This window comes from Chryseobacterium sp. SIMBA_028 (assembly GCF_046535285.1).
Taxonomy (GTDB): domain Bacteria; phylum Bacteroidota; class Bacteroidia; order Flavobacteriales; family Weeksellaceae; genus Chryseobacterium.
The window spans coordinates 44781-68278 of sequence record NZ_JAWRWZ010000013.1 but is presented as its reverse complement, the minus strand read 5'-3'; the positions used below and the strand labels follow the sequence as shown (position 1 = coordinate 68278).

Below are 23498 nucleotides of genomic sequence, written 5' to 3'. Positions count from 1 at the left end.
TAAGAATATGTGATAAAAAAAGGACGTAGAATCCGTTTTATTCCATTATAAGGATCTAATAACCAATTAATCAATCGTTTTTAGAGTGAAAATAATACATCATATTTTGTTACTGTAATTTAATAAATAATAGAAAAGTGATTTTAATAATTAAAATATGAATTATAAATTAAAATAACATGTAATATGGTTGTTTTGTATTTTTATGTTATAAAAACAGTTAATTTTATAAGTAATTGATAAAATAAGTATTAACTTAAAAAACATAAGATGAAAAAGATCTATCTCGGTGCATTTACCTTGTGCGCTGTGCTGGGGGTATCTGCCCAGGAAGTTCTATGGCAACGGGACATCAAGTCCTCTACACAGGACTTTCTAAGCCAGGTGACCACCACCATCGATCAGCAGTACCTGATTACAGGAAGCTCCATTCAGGGCGATAAAATCCAACAAAACAGCAGGCAAAACAACGGCTACGACTTCCATCTGGTAAAACTGGACCAGCAGGGAGAACCGGTTTTTGAAAAATACTTCTCAGGAAACAACCACGACTACCTTTCAGCAACGGTAACCACCCAGGATGGTGGATTTCTTTTGGCAGGAACCTCCTATTCAGGCAAGGGACTGGATAAAAAGGATGACTCCAGGGGAGGTTCAGATATCTGGCTGATCCGCATCAATGAATTTGGGGATGAGCTGTGGCAGAAAACCCTGGGAAGCTCCTCGGATGAGGAAGCAAGGTCCGTGATCCAAACCACGGACCAGGGATTCATTGTGGCAGGAAACATTCAAAACTCCCCCAAGGGACATGGCTCCAAGGATGTTTGGATTGTTAAACTCGACAAAAATGGCAAGGAAATTTCCCAACTCATTTTGGGTGGAAGAGGTCTTGACGAGGTTGAAAAAATGATTCCCACAAGGGATGGCGGCGCATTATTGGGCATCTATTCCAGAAGTGGTGTTCTCAATAATAATGGACAATCAACATCCGTTGGCAATATTTCAAATGACAAACCCGCTAGCACCAATCAATTATCTACAACCTCCAAGCAAAGCGAAAACTTTGGTGAGGGAGATTATTGGATCATTAAGCTCGACAAGAACGGCAAGGTTGAATGGGAAAGGAACCTTGGCGGAAAGGGAGATGACCACATCAGAACCCTTGCATTGACTTCCAATGGCTACATTATTGGCGGGGAATCCAGGTCGGAAAGATCAGGAAACAAGACCGTGGGAATTGAAAAGGGAACAGACCTTTGGATCGTGTCCTTGAATGAGCGTGGGGATGAGCAGTGGCAGAAGTCCTACACCTTTGGAAACAGGGATATCCTGATGGGAATGAATGTTATTCAGAATCAAGGCCTAACCAAGGGCATTTTGCTGGGTGGCTATACGCAGGCTGAGGGAAGAATGGAAGAGAAAGATGAAACATTTTGGTTACTATACCTGGACGGAGCTGGAAATGAGCAGTGGAGAAAGCACATCAAGGGAGAATCCAAGAAGCGTGAGGAAAGACTTTCAGATGTAAGACTCAACAAGGATGGCTCCATCATCTTGGCAGGAACGAGTGCCGAGGAACTGGGCAAGGAAAACTGGAAGATTGTCAAGCTGGGTGATAAGCAGGTGAATGACTTGATTGAAAAATATGATATTAAGATCTATCCAAACCCGGTATCTGATTATGCCTATGTTGAAATAGGCTTTGACTTCAAGGAGGCTGATATTCTGGTCTATGACATGAGCGGAAGACAACTGCAAAACCTGAAGACCAAAAACAGGGTAACTAAAATTAATACCCAGGCTTTGGTTCAGGGAGCTTATCTGGTGACCATCAAGACTGATAACAACAAGACCGCAAATGCTAAACTGATTAAGAAATAATTACGATGAAAAGAAAGATTATAATGTTAGGTACCATTTTATTCTTAAATTCAATGGTACAGGCACAATATACACCAAAAATATTACCTCCATCTCCCAATGCAACTTCACTTGCAAAGTTTGTAGAGAGTCCGGTTTCCTACTATAGAGGAACAGCAAATGTTAACATTCCTATATTCAATATAGATACAGGGGATATTCCTTTAAATGTATCCCTGCAATATGATACAAAGGGAATTATGGTGGGTGAAACAGCCTCTACTATTGGGGCCGGATGGAGTCTAAATGCGGGAGGAATAATAACCCGACAGGTAAGGCAACGTCCAGATGAAAATCCTCAGGGCTATTTAACCTATAACTATAATGCTAATTATCAAACTAGTTACGACGTACGCAAAACTCTAGGTGATCTTAATATTAACTACGGTGGTTCAGATCAACCTGTGGATGAAGATCCAGATCTATTCTTCATTAATTTTCTGGGAAGATCTGGGAAGTTTATTATTGACAACGTTACCAAAAAGGCAGTTGTTCAAGGTTTTGATGACTGGAAAATAGACATAGACTATGTGAGCTTGAATACTTCTCAATTTACGATTAATAGAATCACCATTACCGATGAGTCCGGAGTTGAATATTACTTTGGCCAGGACTCTCTCAAAGCTAATTCAACATATGATTTGGTTACCGGTATGAACTCAGGACCTGTAAATGAAAATCCGGCTGATCTTGAAGTTGGCTATAGAACAGCTTGGCATCTTATGGAGATCAAGACTCCCAAGAATAGTTATACATTTAATTATACCAAAGAAATTGTTCGTACTTTTTCAAAAACAGATACAAAAGGAAGTATATGGAGGAAATCTGAATCAGGAGGGAATGTTCAATATTTGAACCCTATTTCATTGAGTTCAACAGCAACAGACCAATACATGCTTATGAAAATCTCCTTTCCTGAAGGAACAGTGGACTTGGTATACAATACCGCTTTACGTCAAGATCTAAAAGGAAGTAGAGCGCTAAATAGTCTTATACTTAAAGATAAGAAGCTTAATCAAATTAAAAAAATTGACCTTATACAAAGTTATCGTATAGGAAACCTTGATCATTCAAAGATCCACCCAGCTGTTCTAGTGAAAGATCAACTTTCGGACAAGCGATTATTTTTAAATCAAGTCAATGAAGTGGATGTACTGGGTAACATAATAGCATCCTATAAACTTGATTATAATCCCAAAGAACTTCCTAACCGTCATTCCAACTCTATTGATCAATGGGGATATTACAACGGAAAACCCAATGATATGAATATATTCGTTCCTCCCACTGACAGGAATGTATATGCTGCTGAGGCTGAGGCTGGGATTCTGACAAAGATTACCTATCCTACAGGGGGAACTGAAAGCTTTTTTTATGAAGATAATAGTGTAATCATCCCCACACACTTATTCAATGCAATATATCCTGTTCCCCCATCAGTAAATATTGTAGGAGGAGGAAGAAGGATCTCTAGAATTGAAACCAATGACAGCAATGGAAAGATTACCAAAAGAAAATTCACCTATACTCTGAATAATGGAACATCTTCCGGAAAACTTCTGGGTATTCCTGACTATCTGTCCATTATTTCACAAGAAGGAAAAACATTTAAGGTACATGGGACATTATCAAACGGGATACAGCCTATGTCAAGTTTTAATAATGCAGGGCAGGTAGGTTATTCACAGGTAAAAGAGTCTTTTCTATCAGCAGATGATTCTGTATTATGGGCTAAGACCTATACTTTTACCAATTATTTGGATGGGGGAGAATATTACAAATACCCTTATCACATTCCTGATGATATGGGTTGGGCAAGGGGGTTAACCCTAGGGGTAGTATCTTCTGATTCTAGTGGAAAAACTGTAGAATCATTACAAAATCAGTATAGTTTTTCAGGAGAAGAAATATACCCCTATAGATTTTACGAAAAATATGACGGTACAGTGATAAGCAATGTTTATAAATATGGACCACTTCCAGGAATGCCACCATCTCAGGCTGAACCCAATTATCTTCTGTCTCATAATATAAAAAGTATACCCATGTACAAGCCTGGAAGATATTGGGCTGATTCCAAGACATCTCCTTCAGCATCAGAGCTTACTGATGTCAATATATACAGAACAGCCTTTTTTTATGGTGGCGTCATTAAAAATTACCAGAAGATCAAAACAGAATATGAGAATGGAATTCCTGTAAAGACAACTACTACAGATACAGTCAATGAAAGCCTGAACCACCATCAGGTAACCTCTGAGAATACTACTTATTCAGATGGTACAAGCCAGGAGACTTCCTACCAATATGCCCACGAAAAAGGGAATATAAAATTGATCAATGCCAATATGGTAGGTGTTCCCCTGGAGACCAAGGTTATAAAAAGGCAGAATTCTAATGATATGTCAGGTAAGATAATATCAAGGGTAGAGACAAGGTATGACTATCCTTTAAAATTGTTTCCAATTTCAGTATCCTCCTATGATCTTCAGAGTCCCAATACTAAAAACCTGGAAATCTTCTATGATCTATATGACTCCAAGGGTAATTTGCAACAGTACACCATTAGCAATGGAGTATCAACGGTCATCATTTGGGGATATGGCAAAACCAAGCCCATTGCCAAGATTGAAAATGCAAAGCTGGAAGATATTCCTGACTCATTGATCAGTGTCATAGTAACAGCATCTGATACAGATGGACAAGATGTCCCAGGTAATAATGAAACAGCATTTCTGGCCGCTCTTGACACCTTTAGAAACAGCCTGCCCAACTATCAGGTCACAACCTACAGCTATGACCCTTTGATTGGGGTAAGAAGCATCACCCAACCATCAGGAATCAGGGAGGTTTATCTGTATGACTCCGCCAATAGACTTAAGGAAATCCGAGAAGACAACCAGACAGGTAAACTATTAAAGGAATTCAACTACAAATACAAAAACTAATATTGATGAAAAAAATAATTATACCTATTGGTGCCCTTTTAATGATGAGCACGGTACATGCACAGATGCAATTGCCAAGTGGTCTTACCGGGGTAACCAATGAAAACTATATCTACACAAGAACCTATCTTGAGGCAAAAACACAGAGTGATGCCAATGCCAGGCAGGTAGAAACCGTTCAGTATTTTGATGGCTTGGGACGTCCAAAACAAGTGGTGAATGTAAAAGCCTCTCCGCTGGGCAGAGATGTTGTCACCAAGATTGAATACGATGGCTTTGGAAGACAGGTGTTGGATTACCTGCCTGTTCCACAGGCCAATACCATGAATGGGGCCATTGTTACAGACCCATTGTCCAATGCTAGCCAGCCAGGTATTTATGGCTCAGAAAAGATTTATTCAGAAAAGATCCTGGAAAGCTCTCCATTGAGCAGAATCCAGCAGCAGATCCAGGTGGGTACTGACTGGGCCAACAAACCCGTCAAGTTCCAGTATGAAGCCAATACCACAGGAGAGGTGAAAAAGCTTGTAGCCAGTACCTCATGGGTGAACGGAGCCACCCAATCAATCGTCAGCCCAGCCACGGATCCTGACTCTGAAAATGGATTCTACAAAAGCGGACAGCTCTACAAGAATATAGTTACTGATGAAGATAACAACAAAACCATCGAGTTTAAGAATGGCAAGGGACAAACCATTTTGGTAAGAAAAGTATTAAGCGCCACAGAAAACGCAGATACCTACTATGTCTACAATGAGTACGACCAATTGGCCTTTGTTATTCCTCCATTGGCATCGGTCTCCGGATCATTATCTCCCTCCACACTAGACAATTTATGCTACCAGTACCGCTATGATGGCAAGAACCGTTTGGTTGAAAAGAAACTTCCCGGCAAGGGCTGGGAATACATGGTGTATGATAAGCAGGATAGGCTCGTTATGACACAGGATACCAATCTCAAAATCAAAAGTCAATGGCTTCTTACCAAATATGATCAGTTCAGCAGAGTGGTTTACACAGGTATTACCAATAACCCGTCATTAAGGAATGACTTGCAGGAATATATTAATAACAGCATGGGTAGCCCAATAAATAATGAACAGAGGACTTCATCCTATTTTACAGTAAAAGGGATGAATGTATATTATACCAATTTAGTGTCTCCATCAGTAATTGACACTTTATTAAGTGTTAGCTACTATGATACCTATCCACAAGGTTCACCTGCGGCCAATAATCAATTTTCACAGGAATTGCTTACCGACAACCCGTCCCAGCCTAAAACAACCAAGGGACTTCCTGTTGCCTCTTATATAAAAAACATTGAGGATGACAACTGGACCAAGGCCTACACCTATTATGACACCAAGGGAAGGGCTATTGGAACCCATTCCATCAATCATTTGGGAGGATATACCAGGACGGAGTCCAAGCTGGACTTTGTCGGGGTTGCACAGAATACAGTAACCCAACATCTAAGGAGAGCAGGTGAACCGGAGGTAACGGTAAAGGAACGTTTTGAATATGATAACCAAAACAGGCTTTTGAAGCACTATCATCAGGTAGATTACTGGCCGGAGCAGCTATTGGTGGAAAACTCCTACAATGAATTGTCACAGCTTAAGAACAAGGTGGTTGGAAATAACCTGCAAAGCATTGACTATGCCTACAATATCAGGGGATGGATGACTGATATTAACCCGGCGCAGATGTCATTATCTGACCTGGGAGGGAAGTTATTTTCCTACAAGATCAAGTATAACCAAAAGAATGGAACCACCAATCCTGACACCAGCCTTTTTGTGGGCAAGAATGTAAGGCCCATGTACAATGGAAACATTACCGAGGTGGACTGGCGTGCCGTGGAATCCCTGGGGGCCAATCCTCCCCTGGAACCGAAGAGATACGGCTATGCCTATGATGGGCTGAACAGGCTTACGGCCGGATACTACCAGAACCCCAGCAACCCATGGAGCAAGGAGCATACGGAGGCAATGGACTATGACCTTAATGGAAACATCACCAATCTATACCGAACCTCCGTCATGAATGGAACCACTGCCGAGGTTATCGATGAGCTGGTGTATAATTATGGTCCCCCGACAAGTCTTGGGAACCGTCTTTTGGATGTCAGGGACAACCGACATAACAAGGCCGGATATGAGGGCGGAGGAAATACCATTTCCTATGACCCCAACGGAAATATGATGAATATGCTGGATAAGCAGATTACAGGCATCAGCTACAACTTTCTAAACCTGCCCCGCACCCTGGATATAGGCCATGATCCCATTACCACCCAGGTAAAGACCAACTACCGTGCTGACGGGGTAAAGCTGAGAAAGGAGAACATGCAAACCTCCATTGGCGTTGCGGGTACAAGCTGGACCAAGGAGATTACGGATTATCTTGATGGCTTTCAGTATCTGAACAAGACTTCCTCAGGGGCTGCCGAAATGTTTTCCCGAGAAACCACCTTTGCACTGGAACAACAGGCATTCAGTGTAGCGAGTCGTGTGGTTATCCCTCCAACAGGTGGTGATGGAGGGGGAATCATCAAGAATCCCCACAACCCTGAACTGCAGTTTTTTCCAACAGCAGAGGGCTTTTATGATTACCAGAAAAAGATGTATATTTACCAGTACAGGGATCATCTAGGAAATGTGAGGGTAAGCTTTGATAGAAATAATGTAGGAGCTCTGGAAATTACAGATGCCAACGACTATTATCCTTTTGGAATGAATCACTTAAAAACTGGGAATGCGTTCTTTGGAGTGGGCAGCTACAAGAATTACAAGTACAACGGAAAGGAATTGCAGGAGACTGGAATGTATGACTACGGAGCAAGGATGTATATGGCGGATATTGGAAGATGGGGGGTGATTGATGAAAAAGCAGAAAAGTATCATAGGTGGTCACCTTATACTTATGCTGTAAATACACCTATTAATGCAATCGATCCAGATGGAAAAGAGATTATATTTGTTACAAAAGATGGAACAAGTCTTCAATATAGGAATGGAAATTTTTATTTTACAAGTGGTAATTTAAAGGGACAAATATATGATGGGCGCAATCAATCTGTAAGCAAAACGTTATTCAAATTAGCAAAAGCATATCGAAAAATTGAAAATTCTGGTGATAAAGTATTAATAGGAATGTTGCATCAGCTGGAAAAAAGTAAAAATATTCATCAAATACAAGAGGGTAATAGAAATAATGTTTTTATTAACAGACAGAATTCTGCTAAAAATTATGAGGGAGATGGAACTATAACCCAATATGATTTTAACCAATCTGCAAAAGAATCATTTAAAGAATCAGAAAAAGTTCCCAGTTCTGATTTCTCAACAGTTGTACATGAAATGCAACATCAATATGATTATGAAATAGAAAATGCTTTTGACACAAAAGATTCTGATAAACAATCAGCAAGAGATCCTTTAGAACAAAGGGCTGTTAAAACAGAAAATAGAGCAAGAGAAATAGAAGGTTTACCAAAACGTACAAATTATGGAAAAGGTAAAGTTAATCCTAATCCTTTAAATTATATTTTGCCTGGTGACAAAAGCAGGGAAGAAAGAAAAAAAACAGGTTTACCTCAAGATAATACAATACATTAAAAATAATATGAAATCCACATTAAAAATTAATATTAAAATAATTTTGTTATTTTTTGTGTTTATTTTGAATTCTTGTTCCAAATCAAAAATTCATATTAATGATACATTGATTAAAGAAATATCAAGCATTGATAAAAGTAATAAAGGCGATCTTACTCTATCCTATATTACAGAGAAAGCAACTCTTTTATTATACTTGAAATTAGAGAATAACAAAATGTTATGTATAAACGCTTTAGAATTACAAGATATTTATAGTAATTATTATAAAAATAACTATAAAACTTTTTATGATTTTTTGTATGATGCTTTAAATCAAAAAATTAATTTAAAAATTAATCAAATAACTAAATATGAAACAATAATATTTAGTTTAGATAGTAAAATAATTCAAGTTTCTAATCATCATGTAGAAAAACAATATTTGAAAAAAGTAAATGAAGAAACTTTCTATTTTTATCCAAAAGATAATGCCTTGAACCAAGTTCAAACAATATTATATAAAATGTATTTGGATAATTATTTAATTTCATTTGATGATTACACAGGTAAATATGTCATTACAAAGTTTAAATAATACCCTATTGCACAAAGTCTGTGAATTTGATTTGATAACTAGTCCTGAAAAATATTGATTAGTTTTATAACACAATACACTTAAATCAGAGTAGGAAAATTCCTACTCTGATTTTTGTTTTTATAGTTTTTTGATTATAAATTACTTTTCAGGTGTACTTGGCTTAGAATATTATAATTCAAAGAAAAATGTATATTTACCAGTACAAGGATCACCTTGGAAACGTGAGGGTAAGCTTTGGTAGAAATAATGTAGGAGCTCTGGAAATTACAGATGCCAACGACTATTATCCTTTTGGGATGAACCATTTGAAGACAGGTAATGCATTCTTTGGAGTGGGTAGCTATAAGAATTATAAGTATAATGGCAAGGAGCTACAGGAGACAGGAATGTATGATTATGGAGCAAGAATGTATATGCCGGATTTGGGAAGATGGGGTGTACACGATCCTCTATCTGAAACGACTTTACAACCCTATAGTTATGCAGATAATAATCCTATTTTTTATAATGACCCGACAGGGATGATTGCCCAACAACCTGAAACAATTGCAACAATTTATAAGCATAAAAGAACAGGAGAAGAGGTAAATATTAATGATGGAGTTAATGAAACTGTTTTAGTTAATGGACATGACTTTGCAAAAGCAAAAACTTATGCTAGATACTATGATTCTAATAAAGCTATTTTAGATGGAAATTCTAATTATGAAGTAAACCAGGGATATGTAGATTTTTATTACAATACTAGATATGGTAATGGTTTTAGTTTTGCTTCTTTATTTGATTCGGGGCCAAACAAACGAAAGATGCCGACAAGTGATGAAGATACTATGATATTGCTTGAAATGCCGGATATAGGTAGAGGCCCATTAAAAAGTTCTTTGAGGGCAGTAGGAAAAAATGTTGGAAAATCATTTGCAGAAAAAGAAGCTAAAAAAACGTCTGGCTGGATTGTAAGAAAAGTTTTTAATTCCTTAGACCCTTTATTACAAGCAAAATTTAAGCACGCACTAACAAAAGGAATTGTTGCTCCAAAAGGTAATATAGGAATAATAAAATTAACAGAAAGCGAAGCTAAATCTACAGGATATACATATAAACTTAAAATATTGGATAAAGGAGGAGATATAAGAATTTATGGAAACCCATTAGAAAATGGGCATATTGTATTTGATAAAATAATGAGACACTAACCAGATTATGATAAGTAAAATAGATATCAAGAAATTTTTTAAGTATGCCTTAAAGAATGTTAACGAAATTCTTAAAAATGAGGATTTAGATACTGAATTAAAAGAACTATATAATAATGGTAGCTTACATTTTATAGAAAAATCAGTTTGCTATGTTTTGTATAATAGACATAATTATTTTACCAATACATATAAAATAGATATAGATGTTGAAGATAATCACAATAGACGTATTTGCTCTTATATTCTATATTTAGATGAAGATGAAAATTTTATTGACGAATTTTTATTATAAATAACTAATCCTGAAAAAGGCTAAATAGTTTACTAACTCAAAAACACTTAAATCGGAATAAGAATTTTCCTATTCTGATTTTTATAGGTTTTGATTGTAAAACAACTTTTAACAAATAATATTAATGTATACAGAAATAGAGCAAGAAACTTTAGATATTGATTGTTTTTTTACAGATGGTAAATATATAGGATTTATGACTTCTTGTGGTGGAAAATTACCCGATTCGGTAGCAGGATCTAAAGAAGAACATCATGTATTAGTCAATTATTTTAGGAGTTTACCTGAAATCTCAGAGGTTTTGGTCAATTCCGAATTAGACCGTTTATTAATTAAGATAGTTGGTTCAGGAGTTGATGAAAGATATTTAGAAGACTACGTTTCTATGACGAAAAAAGGTCTTTATTCTTATGATAAAACAGGTTTAAATAATTCTTTAGATTCTCATTATCATTTAGTGGCCAGTCCTAATGAACCATTGAAATTAGAAAGTCTTCCAAAAGATATATTAAATATTCTTTCAAAAACTAGATTTCTAAATCATATTGAAAATTTCCGAGAAATAAATTTATTGGAAATAGATTAAAATAACAAAGCCATAGATTTTAGTGGCTTTGCTATTTTATAAACTACTTTTAAAAGGTGATTTAAGAACCTATAATGGACAAATGATTTACCTCCAAAACTATATATGAGAAATCATGACAATCGCATCATGAGTATTCACAATTCTATTATTTTCCTCACCTGTAGAACGTGTTTTTTCTATAATAATATGATCTGGATATGCCTGTATCGCTGCTAAAATCCTCGGATTATCTCTGGCTGCACATAGCGCTGTATCGCAACCTTTTAATTCAAGTTCCTCAAGTAAGCTTTTTAAGCTCTTGCCTGCTCCATTGATATAATCACCCATTCCTACAAAGCCAACTTTCTTACCCTCTTTTTCCAAAATATCGGTAAAGTCTTTATTATTAGAATTTCCCAAAACCCTGAAATTCCCGGGGACCTGTACATATCCATCCCTAAGCAGAAAAGAGTATGCAATATTAATTGTATGTGACTTTCCAGTGTCTTCTGCTCCTGATAAAGCTATAACTTTCATATGTTTTATTTAAATTTTTTCAGTCAATCATTCCTATCACTTTAAACAAAGCGAATTGCCTATAAAGATACATTTATCTAGAGCATATTTACAAGAAGTTTAGGGATTGTAGAATAACTATAGAATTGGTTCTAACCTTAAAAATAGATGATGCCATGTAACAAATAAAAGCCGTGGATTGTTCTATTAAAAACAACCATAGAAATGAAGAGAACACTACTTTCAGCGATGATATTGTTGCCAATGGCCTTATTTTCTCAGACGGTGACCGGAAAAATTACTCAAGCTGGAAGTTCAGTGTCCTATGTTGAGGTGATAGCAGTAAAGGATCAGAAAAAGCAGACTGCCATTTCAGATGAAAAGGGAAATTACGCGCTGAAGCTTCTTGAAAATGGGAATTACAATATAAAATTAATACAGGAGGGTACGGAAATATCCAGCATGGATGTTATGGTAAATGGTGATGTAAAGCATGATTTTTTTATCGAGAGAAAAAATGAAAAACAGATTGAAGGGGTTACCCTTACTGCCAGAAAAAAACTGATCGAGAGAAAAGCAGACAGGCTGGTTTTTAATGTGAGCAATTCCGTGGCATCACAAGGGATGGATGGAGCAGATGCCCTTGCAACAACCCCCTTGGTAAAGGTAGACGATAACGCAGGCGTCTCAATTGCCGGAAAAAGTGGAGTATCAGTAATGATTAACGAAAGAATCCTGAACCTCTCAGCCTCCGAACTTGTTACCTATCTTAAAAGCCTCCGATCAGAAAATATAGAAAAAATTGAAGTGATTACCACACCTCCGGCCAAGTATGAAGCGCAGGGGAACAGCGGGCTTATCAATATTGTTCTTAAGAAAAATCAAAACCTTGGATGGAGTGGAAGCCTGACAACAAGTCTTCAACAGCAGACCTACACCGCATTTTCAAACAGTGCAACGGTCAATTATCAAAATGAAAAACTGCGTTCTTCCCTGAAATTAAGACAAAATAAATACGAAAGACATTCCTTTGAAAACTATTGGATAGAAGGAGCAGAGGGACTTAAAAGTCATGATGACAGAAGAGATTTTGGGGATGGTCTGGGAGCTAACCTAAGTATTGATTATCAGTTGGGGGAAAAATCCAATGTCGGATTTATTTATGACTATGGCTTTGGACATTCCAATATGGATATTGAGAATACCTCAGACTATTTTCAGAATAAAATATATAGCAGTACTTTATCTACCGATGCGGAACACAGAGGAAAAACCATTCAGCATACGGTAAGTGGATATTACGACCTTAAATTTGGAAAACAGGATAATAAACTAAGCATCACAGGAAATTATTTTTCCAACAACCCTAAGAACATCATTGATTTTACCACAACGGAAAATTCAGGGAATAGTTTTGTGGTAAAGTCCCCATCCATGGTGGATTATAAAATATATTCTGGGCAGGCAGATCTTACGCTGCCTTATCAGTTTGTAAAGACAGAAGCAGGGGTGAAGTTCACCAATTTTGATAATAATTCAAGTATTTTTTATCAGAATCTGAATAATGGAAGTTATGGTACAGACCCTTTAAAGAGTAATGAGTTTGAGTATAATGAGAAAAACTATGCAGCCTACATAAGCTTTGAAAAATCATTCAACGAAAAATGGTCAGCAAAAGCCGGACTTCGTTATGAGTATTCTACAGTCAATGGAAACTCTCTAACATCGGGGCAACAAACAGAAAACTCCTATGGGAAATTCTTTCCTACCGCTTATATAGCCTATAAAAGTGACGAAAATAATACATTTAACCTGAACTATTCCAAAAGGATCGACAGACCGGGATTCCGTGCCATCAATCCGTATCGCTGGTATATCAATATTAATTCTTACTTCACCGGAAATCCTTTATTGAAGCCATTAATCAATCATAATTTTGAATTTTCACACGTTTATAAAGGGAAGTTATCGACTTCTGTTTATTTCCAGAGAACGCTGGATGCATTTGGTCAGGTAGCAAGCCTGTCCGGAGAGAGCAGAACCAGTACATTCTTCAATTTTTATAATCAGAATAATATTGGGATTACCCTGAATTATTCGGATACATTCCTGAAATTTTGGGAAGCCAATTACTCTGCGGATGTGTCCTATATGAGCACTGAGGTCTTTGCAACCGATGCTTTGTCAAAAAAAGGATACGCCTATGATTTTAATTTTCAGAATAATCTCTCCCTGAATAAAAGTAAAACAATTCAATTGATTCTTAACTATTGGTTCCGTTTGCCATCTAACTCCGGAAATGTGTATATGGATTTTGCAGGAAACTTTACCTCTGGCCTTAAAATAAGCCTTATGGACAAAAATCTCCAGATCAATGCAACAGTGTCTGATATTTTCAAGCAATCAAGAAGTATAGGGGAAATTTATTATTCCACAGGCACTCACTCCTACAACAATTATTATGACGCCAGAAGATTTACCTTATCTGCAACCTATACTTTTGGAAATAAAAAAGTGAAAGGAGCCGGCAGAAATGTAGACTTCGATGAAAAATACAGGGCGAATTGATTCGTGAAATCAGATCTCACCTTCAAAAAAGTTATTAAGATATTCCACCTTATGACTTTCATACCTTGCAGTTCCCAGGTACTTTTTCCATGCCTGGGACTCATGGTAAACTATTCCCATTTCCCAGACACAATACGTCGGGAGATGGGTTTTATTTCTATCCCATACCTTAAAATTACCTGAGCCGTCATAGTAAACGCTTTCCCATAATTCATTGTCATTGCGCCATGTGCAGACCAAAAGCAGATAGTTTTCCCCACATCGATGCATGATGATAAATCCAAGATCATCCCTATTTTGAAAATTTTCCTGGGCATTTTCAATACATATTTTAGCATGATGAATATCCTGTGAAGAAACCTCAGCAGGATCTTTTGCCAGATTATACCATTTAAATCTTGTTTTCCCAACAGTGAAGATTCCTTTGGGAGAAGCGTATTTGGATGGATAAGCAGTGGGTTCCATAGATTTTGTTTTGGAGGTTGATTATAAGTCAGGATAAAAAATAGAATAAACAAAATTTTTAACGATCTGATTTATCACCTGATATTATAGATTTTATTGATTCTAAATTATCGAAAAAATCCGTAAATTTGTAAACAATTTATATTTATATGTTGACGAAAGAAAAGGTTCAAGATTTCCTTAAAGAAATAGAAGTAGACGATTTGGTGAATAATCTTCAGATAATGGGTAATGATGTTTATATTGACATGACTGCTCATTCGCCAGCAATGCACGAAAAGAAAAAACTGGAAGCTGCAATGAAGCAGGCTTTTGCCAGTGAGTTTGGAGAAGATATTCATTTAAAACTTAAAATTTCTTCCCCAGAACCTAGTGAAATTCAGCAAAGTCAGATCAAGGGTAAACAAATTCCCGGAATTCAAAATATTATCGCTATTGCTTCCGGTAAAGGAGGAGTAGGGAAGTCTACCGTTTCTGCAAATATGGCAGTAACATTGGCTAAAATGGGCTTTAAAGTAGGATTATTGGATGCTGATATCTATGGTCCTTCAGTTCCTACCATGTTTGATACAGAAGGTGAAAAACCGGTTTCTGTAGAAGTAAACGGAAAGAGCCTGATGAAGCCTATTGAGAATTATGGTGTGAAAATGCTTTCAATAGGATATTTTTCCGGAGCAAACCAGGCAGTAGTTTGGAGAGGCCCAATGGCTTCAAAAGCATTGAATCAAATGATCAGAGATGCGGCTTGGGGTGAATTGGATTTCCTATTAATAGATCTTCCTCCGGGTACAGGTGATATCCATTTGTCAATCATTCAGGAGGTGCCTGTAACAGGTGCGGTGATCGTAAGTACCCCTCAGCATGTTGCCTTGGCAGATGTAAGAAAAGGGATTGCAATGTTCCAGATGGAAAGCATCAATATTCCGGTTCTTGGATTAATCGAAAATATGGCGTATTTTACACCGGAAGAACTTCCTGAGAATAAATATTATATCTTTGGAAATCAGGGAGCACAATATCTTGCAGAAGATCTTGGAATTCCGGTATTAGGAGAGATTCCTTTGATCCAAAGCATCAGAGAAGCAGGAGATGTGGGAAGACCGGCAGCGCTTCAGGAAGGTTCTAAAATTTCAGAAATCTACACTGAAACTGCAAGAAAGATGGTAGAAAGCCTGGTAGAAAGAAATAAAAGTCTTCCGCCCACTGAAGCAGTAAAGATCTCTACAATGGCAGGATGCTCACCAAAAGCAAAATAATAATAACTTTCAATCAAATTTGAAAAAACCGAATTGAACTGAAAAAATATGGAAACAAACATAACGCACGAAGATACAGTAACAAGAGTAATGGAGGCTTTAGAAAGCATCAGACCGTTTTTGAATAAAGACGGAGGTGATATAGAGCTTATTGACGTGAAAGATAATCAGGTTTTTGTAAAACTTCTGGGTAACTGTTCTGGATGCTCGTTAAATTTTTCAACCCTAAAGCTAGGCGTGGAAAATACAATTAAACAACATGCACCGGAAATTGAAAAGGTAGTAAACGTAGAATAAATTATATCTGAGATATTTTTAGAGACAGGCTTTTATACAAGGCCTGTCTTTTTTGTTTCCTATAAAAAGAGCCTGATAACCATAAGTTACCAAGCCCTAAAACAATTAACCTGAAAAATATAATTATGAATTTTGAGTCAGAAATTTATTATAGTTCTCTTCATTTTCAAAATAAGCCACTTCGCCCTCATCACTGATCATTACAATATAGGCATCCGCCTTATCCACTGTTTTTCCACTATACGGATCAATAGCTTCTCGGGCAGTTTTATCCGTTGGAATCTTTTTTACACACATCTCACAGCAACCATAGTACATTTTGCCGTTGTGAGGAACTTCCATTTGTTTTTTGCCCATATAGGCATTATTCACCATGCAGACAGTTTCATTCGGAACATGGCTGCCTTTTGCATACTGTCCGGAAGCTGTAGGTTGAGGTTTCTGTGTGGTCATAGGTTCCACATTTTTTATTGTCTCCTTTTCTTTATTACAAGCAAACAAAACGGTTGCACTGAAAAGAATGATACATGGGTTTCTAAATACTGCTTTCATTATTGATATTATTTAATTAAACTTCCCTCTAAAATTTCTTCATTTCCTTTTTTAATGATGTGGTCTCCTTCTGACAATTCTCCGAACACTTCGATGGTATCATTCAGGATTCTGCCCTTTTTGACAGGGATAAACTTTGCTTTTCCATTTTCTTTTTTGATGATATAAACTCCCATATTGCTTTCTACCACAGAAGATCTTGGAATGAAAAATGTTGCTTCCTTATTCTGTAAAGGAATCATGGACTCTGCTATCATAAATGGTTTTAATTCCTTAGAATGATTCACGAAATCGGCTTCTATCTTCTCTGAACGCAGTTTAAGATCCAAAGAACCCGATTTTCTGGAGATCTTGGCTTTAAAGCTTTTTTCAGGAATCGCATTTACCCTGAATGAAATGGTATCTCCCACATTAAGGTAAGGAACACTAGCCTCGGAAACAGATAAACTCAATCGTAGCTTTGATGTATTCTGAATAACCATGAGCGGAGTTCCTCCCATAGGTCCTACATAGGCTCCCAGATCTACATTTCGTTCCGTAATGACTCCACTAAAAGGAGCGCGGATCACCAGATAACGGTTGATATCCTGAAGTTCGTGATACGCTGATTTTGCTGCGTTTACCTGAGCAGCCTCGGAGAGTTTTCGGGCTGTAATCTGGTCCAGCGCATCCTTTGCAATGGCACCCTTGGTCTCGTTGGCCCTATTCATTCTTTCATAACTTGCCTTTGTTGAGGTATATATTGCTTCCTGTGCCTGCCATTTGGCTTTGGCATTGGCTGCCTGAGATTGTATTTCCGGAGCTTCCAAAACCATAAGAACCTGCCCTGCACTTACATAGGTTCCAATGTCTACATTAATCTTCTTTACGTAGCTCTGCACTTTAGCAAATAATGCTGTTTCCTGATCGGGAACCAGCTCTCCGGGAAGTTTAAGTTCCACTTTTGGATTGCTTTTTTTAATGGTTATCGTTTCCATGGGGTTCATCATCATGGGCTTCATTTCTTGTTTGGGAGCGGTTTTTTCTTTGCTGCAGGATGCCGGGATCATCATAAGGCTCAGGATGGTGGCGGTATATAATAGGTTTTTCATTGAATGTAAAAATTATAAGTTGGAATTAGAATAATGGATGCTTTCTTCGTCTTCAGGATCTAAAGAAGGGGAAATGATACTGGCATTGTTTTGTATCCATCCGAAAACAAGCGGAAGAATAACCAGAACAGAGAACGTTGAGAAAATAAGTCCTCCAATTACGGCACGTCCCAGCGGTGATACCTGATCTCCGCCTTCCCCGAAACCTATCGCCATGGGAAGCATTCCGGCAGCCATAGCCAATGTCGTCATAATGATGGGTCGGATACGGAGTTTTGCCGCTTCAATAGCAGACTCTAATGCATTTCCTGTTGATTTTCGAATGGACTCTGCATTACTGATCAATAGAACAGCATTGGCAATGGAAACTCCAACGGACATGATTAATCCCATGTACGACTGAAGATTCAGGGTAGAGCCTGTAAGCTTCAATAATGTCAGTGATCCTACAATAACAAACGGTACCGTTGTTAAAATAACCAGTGAAACACGGAAAGACTGAAAAGTGGCTGCCAGCATCAGAAAAATTACCGCTGCTGCAATGAGAAGTCCGGAAGAAAGGCTGTTCATGGTTTCATCCAATACAGGAGCCATTCCGGAAACCTCAATGTTTATTCCTTTCGGAAGTTCACCAAGGGATTCAATGGCTTTCTTTACATCCTTGGAAGCCTGTTCCAGATCCGTCTTATGGAGATTGGCTGTAACCGTGGTGTACCCCATTGTTCCCAGATTGTAGCTTTCTCCCAATTCCTTTGATGAAGTGATGGTGGCAACATCTCCCAAAACAGGTCTGTCAGAGTTTTTGGACAACGGAATATTGGCCAATTCTTCTTTACTGTTCAGAATATTTTGAGGAGTCTGTACCTGCACATCATAGGCAATACCCATCATTCCTCCCACCCAGAAGTTCTTATTGGTATAGCGGGTAGAAGCAGTGGCCGTTACCAAAGATTTGGCAATATCCTGAGCATCCAGTCCCAATTGGGCCGCTTTTACCCTGTCAATATTAATCTGTAAGCCAGGATAGTTCATAGATTGTGGGATTTGCTGATCCCGCATGTATTCAATTTCTTTGATTTTGGCTAAAAGCTTTTCTGCATACATACGGTTCATCTTTTTCATCATTCCTGAAATCCTTATTTCGACAGGATTGTTTGTTCCCTGACTTAGAATTTTTTCAGTTAATTCAATAGGTTCAAAAGAAATCTGAACATCAGGCATCTTTTCCTTGTAATACGTTCGCAGTTCATCCTTTAGTTCATCGGAATTACCATTAAATTTCTTCAGGGCAACCTGCATTAAAGCTTCATGAGGACCTGCATTATAAAGGTAGATGGGGCTTACGGCAAACGTAGATGGATGTTGTCCGATAAATACAGAAGAAATGGCAATATTGTCTTTTCCAACCTTATTTTTCAGATGTTCAAGGAATTTTTTGACTTTTATTTCAGTGACTTCAATACGGGTTCCTTCCGCTGCTTTTATACGAACCTGAAACTGTCGTGAGTTTACAGTAGGTAATACATCTTTTCCGGTCACTTGATACAGTCCGAATCCAATGCACAAAACAGTGACGAGGCTTAGGCTTACAATACCCTTTCTGCGTTTCATGAGAGAAGATAGAAATTCAGTGAAGCGGTCACGGAAACGGGTAAACCAATTCGGTTTATGATTTTCACAGGTTTTAGGATCATGCTTCATCATCCAGTTGGCCATTACCGGTACAAAAGTTTGTGACAAAATAAAGGATACAATCATCGAAAAACCTATTGCCATTGCCAACGGCATAAATAATGACCCCGGAATACCACTCATCATGAATGCCGGAGCAAATACAGCGAGAATACAAAGCATGATCAGCAATTTCGGGAAAGCGATTTCCTTACAAGCATCCCAAATGGCCTGTGCGCGGGTCTTCTTCATTGCAAAATGCTGGTGAATATTTTCAATGGTCACTGTACTTTCATCCACCAGAATTCCTATGGCAAGAGCAAGTCCGGATAAGGACATAATGTTAATCGATTGTCCGAACAGTTTCAGAAATAATACCCCCGAAATAATGGAGATAGGAATGGTCATAATAACAATCAATGCAGCTCTGCGGTCATTTAGAAAAAGCATCACCATAAGCCCGGTCAGTAAAGCTCCCAAAACTCCTTCAACAGCTAAGCTTTTCAGAGCACTTGAAATATAAACCGATTGGTCAAATTCATAGGAAATCTGTACATCATCAGGCATATTTCTCTGAATTTTCGGCAATGATTCTTTCAGCTTATTAACGACTTCAAGAGTAGAGGCATTGCTGGCTTTGGCAATATTGATATATACAGAACGTTTTCCATCGATCAATGCATAGCCGGTGGCAACATCTGCTCCGTCCTTTACAGTAGCTACATCCCGAACATAAACATTATCCGCTGTTCCTTTAAAAAGAGGAATATCTCCAAGTTCTTCAACCTTTTTTACTGTATTGTTCGTAGGAGTGAGATAATTAGTTTCTCCTATATACACATTTCCTGAAGGGGAAGTGATGTTATTCCTGCTGATGGCTTCTACTACCTGCTCAGGAGATAGATTATGGGCACGCAGTTTAATGGGATTCACGTTGACCTCTATGGTACGCGGGCTTCCTCCAAACGGTGGAGCAGTAGTCAATCCCGGAATGGCAATCAGGAAAGGGCGGGCATTGAAATTGGCAATATCCTGTAGTTCATTATTTGTTTTTGTATTGCTTCGGAAAACAAGTTGTCCTACCGGTTGTGAAGAAGAATCAAAACGAATAATAAAGGGAGGCGGTGCTCCAGGAGGTAAAAATACCTGCGAACGGGTAGATAGCGCATTGATTTGTGCAATGGCCTCTCCCATATTGGTTCCCTCATAAAAATTGACTTTCATCAGGGTAAGTCCCTGGGTATTTTTAGATTCAATACTTTTGATTCCGTTGGTAAACAGAAGCATATTCACATACATTTTGGTGAAATATCCTTCCATCTGCTGAGGAGTATATCCATTAAAGGAATGGGCAACATACACTACAGGAAGATCCATCTCAGGAAGGATATCTACCTTAACTTCTTTAGCAGCCTTGATTCCGAAAAACAACAGCCCTAATACCAATACCATTACAGATATTGGTCTGCGTAATGCAAACTTTATAAGATTCATGTGTAAATTTTTGGTTAGTGGGTAATTGCTTTTGTAATCATGGAAATATCTCCTTTAGAGGCTGCAATAAGTACGATAGCCTGCCAGGAATTATTCTGGGCAATTTCATAATTAATTTCAGCACGGTTCAGAAGATACAAAGCCTGTGTAAAGTCTACAATCGTGGTTAATCCGTTTTCATACAGCGCTTTTTGTTGATGAAAGGCATCTGTAGCAGCCTGTAGTTGTATTTTGGATTCAGCTACTTTTGTTACCGCATTTTTATACTTCAACTCCGAAAGGTTCTGTTGATTATGAAGTTCCTGCTGGAGCTGCTGATAATCAAAATCCAATGCTTTTGTAAGTAATTTCTGCTCATTTACTCTGGAATTGTTTCTGTAAAAGTCAGTAAGGTTCCAGCTAAGGTTAAACCCTACAATATAATTCATTCGGTCAACTCCAATTCCTTTCAAATAAGATGATGAGTAGGCGGAATTATCCTGAACATAATTTGACGCAAAACCAGATCCACGTCCCTGAAATGTACCAAAAAGAGAAATAGAAGGTAAGCTTGCTGTGTGTAAATAAGCTTCCTGCTGTTTACTTTTATTGATTTTCTGAGCCACAAAAAGAGTGCTGGGATGGCTATCTAAGGATGAGGTTTCCGGAATCAAGTAAGGCATATTCTTACTGAAATAATGATCTAATTGATAATCACTAAAATTTTCTGCCAGCAGGTCTGCCAGTTTTTTATTGTATTCCAGCACATGATCATTGGCATTGATGATCGCCGTTTGAGCGCCAGACATTTCTGCTTTTGCCAGAGAGGCATCTACTTCAGGGATCAATCCGCTGTTGGCCCTTGCCTGAGCAATGGAATAAATGACCTCTGAACGTTTATGATTTTCGTGCTGTACATTTTCAAGACGCTGGCTTACCAAAAGATTAAAATATGCCGCCGCCGCCTTTATCTGGTGTTGAAATACCTCCTGTTTTAAGTCTGCTTTTTGTAGTTCTGTATCAGCTATTTCTACATTTTCTTTTGTGGTAAGCTTTCCAAAAGTGTAGACATTCCAATTGATATTGGCCAGATATAAACTTCCGAATCCGGCATTCCAGTTTTGTTCTGCCAAAGGCATGGAAGTAGAGGCAATTCCAGATCCTCCCATATTGTACATGGGACCGTTTTGAGCATTGATGGTCCCAAAACTCTGCTGAGCCATTAGGGTAACCTCCGGAAGATAATAGGTTTTTTGAAGTTGAAGCCTTTCATTGGAGGCCTTTATATTGATTTCTTTTTTTTGAATGGACTGGTAATTTTTTTCGGCCCTGAGAAGTACATCCTCTAAGCTCGTGAATTGAGCAAAGGATAGGGCAGGGCAGCCCAGCCATAAGATGAGTGCTCTGAATGATAAATTCATAGAATATTTTTAGAATTAAAATTGAAAAATAGTTGTCCCCATCGGGATCAGAGTATGATTCAATGTATTCTAAATTCTATAAACGCAATGAAGAATGAAAAGGGAGGGGTAATTGAGGTGATATTTTGAGGGATCAAAATAGGAAGGATTGTTTTCAGGATCAATAGCTACTGCCTGATCAAATACGGTCCCCAGATTATAATACGGAATGGATGCTGATAAGAACTTTACCGGTGAATTTTTGTAAGAATGAGGAAGATTATCTTCTTTACAGATTTTTTTTACTTCCAGCTTACAGCATTTGCCATGATTTCTTTCTTTGTTGGCACTGCATTTCGGGCAGTCCAGATCAGAAAGTTTTTTAAGACCCAGATGTATTTCACTTGAGTTTCCCTTGCAAACATGTCTGCTGGTAGTGAACCCTGAGGAAACTACGATGTAAAGGAGGATAAACAGTATGTGAAAGACTCTTTTCATTTCGCGGGATAAAATTAGAATGAATAAGAGCGAACGTGTTATATAATTATGGAGGAAGTTTATATTTTTAAGGAAAAAGCTTCTCCACAAAATGAAATGATAATGTATTTAAAAAATAAAGGCCTGGATGAATACAAAATCCAAGCCTTGTTTTTACTGATTTTTTTATTGTTTCACGACCTTATTTCCTACACCAGTAAGGGCACTTTCAGGTTTTCCTGTTTTTGTTCCCGCAGATTTGTAGTACACTGTATTGTTCCCACCTTCGATGGCCACTTTGTCTACTTTATCAATATATACTTTGTTTCCGGTTCCTGAAACAGAAATCTTTTTTGCACTTCCCTTGATGATTACGGTATTATCACCTCCTTCTACCTCAACTGTTCCTCCATTCAGGGTATAATTGAGTTTATGACCTACTCCTTCTACCTGTATTTTTTTGTTGTCAGACTGTTCTACGCCTTTGGTAGATTCTGTCTTTCTGGATTGTGAAAAAGCTTTACCAGTTCCTAAGAATAGTAGGGCTAAAATAGCAGCCGTCTTAATATTTTTCATTTTTGAATTTGGTTTTTGTTCGGGATAAA

Annotated in this window: 18 protein-coding genes; 10 read left to right on the top strand and 8 right to left on the bottom strand. The window is 37.8% G+C overall.

All coding sequences use genetic code 11. The annotated features are described in order from the left end of the window. The first annotated feature begins 270 nt into the window (after window positions 1-270). The 7 genes from SCA31_RS17515 to SCA31_RS17485 all read left to right on the top strand — a co-directional run bounded on the left by SCA31_RS17515 (window position 271) and on the right by SCA31_RS17485 (window position 11145). A complete protein-coding gene (locus tag SCA31_RS17515) occupies window positions 271-1881 on the top strand; it encodes a T9SS type A sorting domain-containing protein (protein WP_410698286.1) in 1611 nt (536 codons plus the stop codon). Between the two features lie 5 nt (window positions 1882-1886). Continuing rightward, a complete protein-coding gene (locus tag SCA31_RS17510; RefSeq protein WP_410698284.1) occupies window positions 1887-4868 on the top strand; it encodes a hypothetical protein in 2982 nt (993 codons plus the stop codon). Between the two features lie 5 nt (window positions 4869-4873). After that, entirely contained in the window at window positions 4874-8491 is a 3618-nt protein-coding gene (locus SCA31_RS17505) for a DUF6443 domain-containing protein (RefSeq protein WP_410698283.1), read from the top strand. 7 nt (window positions 8492-8498) lie between these two features. Next, window positions 8499-9068, top strand: coding sequence for a hypothetical protein (locus SCA31_RS17500; protein WP_410698281.1), 570 nt, complete (start codon window positions 8499-8501; stop codon window positions 9066-9068). 188 nt (window positions 9069-9256) lie between these two features. Continuing rightward, a complete protein-coding gene (locus SCA31_RS17495; protein ID WP_410698279.1) occupies window positions 9257-10264 on the top strand; it encodes an RHS repeat domain-containing protein in 1008 nt (335 codons plus the stop codon). 7 nt (window positions 10265-10271) lie between these two features. After that, entirely contained in the window at window positions 10272-10559 is a 288-nt protein-coding gene (locus SCA31_RS17490) for a hypothetical protein (RefSeq protein WP_410698277.1), read from the top strand. Window positions 10560-10683: 124 nt separating this feature from the next. Further along, window positions 10684-11145: a hypothetical protein gene (locus SCA31_RS17485; RefSeq protein WP_410698275.1), complete on the top strand. Its 462-nt coding sequence runs from the start codon at window positions 10684-10686 to the stop codon at window positions 11143-11145. A 99-nt stretch (window positions 11146-11244) separates the two neighbouring features. On the opposite strand, the gene SCA31_RS17480 is transcribed toward SCA31_RS17485, so the two are convergent. Next, complete coding sequence (locus tag SCA31_RS17480; RefSeq protein WP_410698273.1) at window positions 11245-11664, bottom strand: hypothetical protein; 420 nt, start codon at window positions 11662-11664, stop codon at window positions 11245-11247. 204 nt (window positions 11665-11868) lie between these two features. Here SCA31_RS17480 and SCA31_RS17475 point away from each other — a divergent pair, with 204 nt between their 5' ends. Then, the gene (locus SCA31_RS17475) at window positions 11869-14211 is read left to right on the top strand and encodes a TonB-dependent receptor domain-containing protein (RefSeq protein WP_410698271.1); all 2343 of its coding nucleotides are present in this window, start codon (window positions 11869-11871) and stop codon (window positions 14209-14211) included. 9 nt (window positions 14212-14220) lie between these two features. Here the strand turns inward: SCA31_RS17475 and SCA31_RS17470 are convergent, their stop codons facing one another. Next, the gene (locus SCA31_RS17470; RefSeq protein ID WP_410698269.1) at window positions 14221-14676 is read right to left on the bottom strand and encodes a hypothetical protein; all 456 of its coding nucleotides are present in this window, start codon (window positions 14674-14676) and stop codon (window positions 14221-14223) included. Between the two features lie 149 nt (window positions 14677-14825). Here SCA31_RS17470 and SCA31_RS17465 point away from each other — a divergent pair, with 149 nt between their 5' ends. Together SCA31_RS17465 and SCA31_RS17460 are read left to right on the top strand one after the other, a co-directional pair. Continuing rightward, complete coding sequence (locus SCA31_RS17465; protein ID WP_410698267.1) at window positions 14826-15932, top strand: Mrp/NBP35 family ATP-binding protein; 1107 nt, start codon at window positions 14826-14828, stop codon at window positions 15930-15932. A gap of 48 nt (window positions 15933-15980) precedes the next feature. After that, complete coding sequence (locus tag SCA31_RS17460) at window positions 15981-16229, top strand: NifU family protein (RefSeq protein ID WP_045500144.1); 249 nt, start codon at window positions 15981-15983, stop codon at window positions 16227-16229. Window positions 16230-16352: 123 nt separating this feature from the next. Here the strand turns inward: SCA31_RS17460 and SCA31_RS17455 are convergent, their stop codons facing one another. From SCA31_RS17455 to SCA31_RS17430, 6 genes are all read right to left on the bottom strand, one after another. Further along, window positions 16353-16781, bottom strand: coding sequence for a hypothetical protein (locus SCA31_RS17455; RefSeq protein ID WP_410698265.1), 429 nt, complete (start codon window positions 16779-16781; stop codon window positions 16353-16355). Window positions 16782-16789: 8 nt separating this feature from the next. After that, a complete protein-coding gene (locus SCA31_RS17450) occupies window positions 16790-17872 on the bottom strand; it encodes an efflux RND transporter periplasmic adaptor subunit (protein WP_410698263.1) in 1083 nt (360 codons plus the stop codon). A gap of 12 nt (window positions 17873-17884) precedes the next feature. Continuing rightward, window positions 17885-21037, bottom strand: coding sequence for an efflux RND transporter permease subunit (locus SCA31_RS17445; RefSeq protein ID WP_410698261.1), 3153 nt, complete (start codon window positions 21035-21037; stop codon window positions 17885-17887). A 14-nt stretch (window positions 21038-21051) separates the two neighbouring features. Beyond that, window positions 21052-22437, bottom strand: a complete 1386-nt coding sequence (locus SCA31_RS17440; RefSeq protein WP_410698259.1) for a TolC family protein — start codon at window positions 22435-22437, stop codon at window positions 21052-21054. A 69-nt stretch (window positions 22438-22506) separates the two neighbouring features. Beyond that, entirely contained in the window at window positions 22507-22914 is a 408-nt protein-coding gene (locus tag SCA31_RS17435) for an HYC_CC_PP family protein (protein WP_106914964.1), read from the bottom strand. A 165-nt stretch (window positions 22915-23079) separates the two neighbouring features. Beyond that, complete coding sequence (locus SCA31_RS17430) at window positions 23080-23469, bottom strand: DUF3060 domain-containing protein (protein WP_410698257.1); 390 nt, start codon at window positions 23467-23469, stop codon at window positions 23080-23082. Between the last annotated feature and the right edge of the window lie 29 nt (window positions 23470-23498).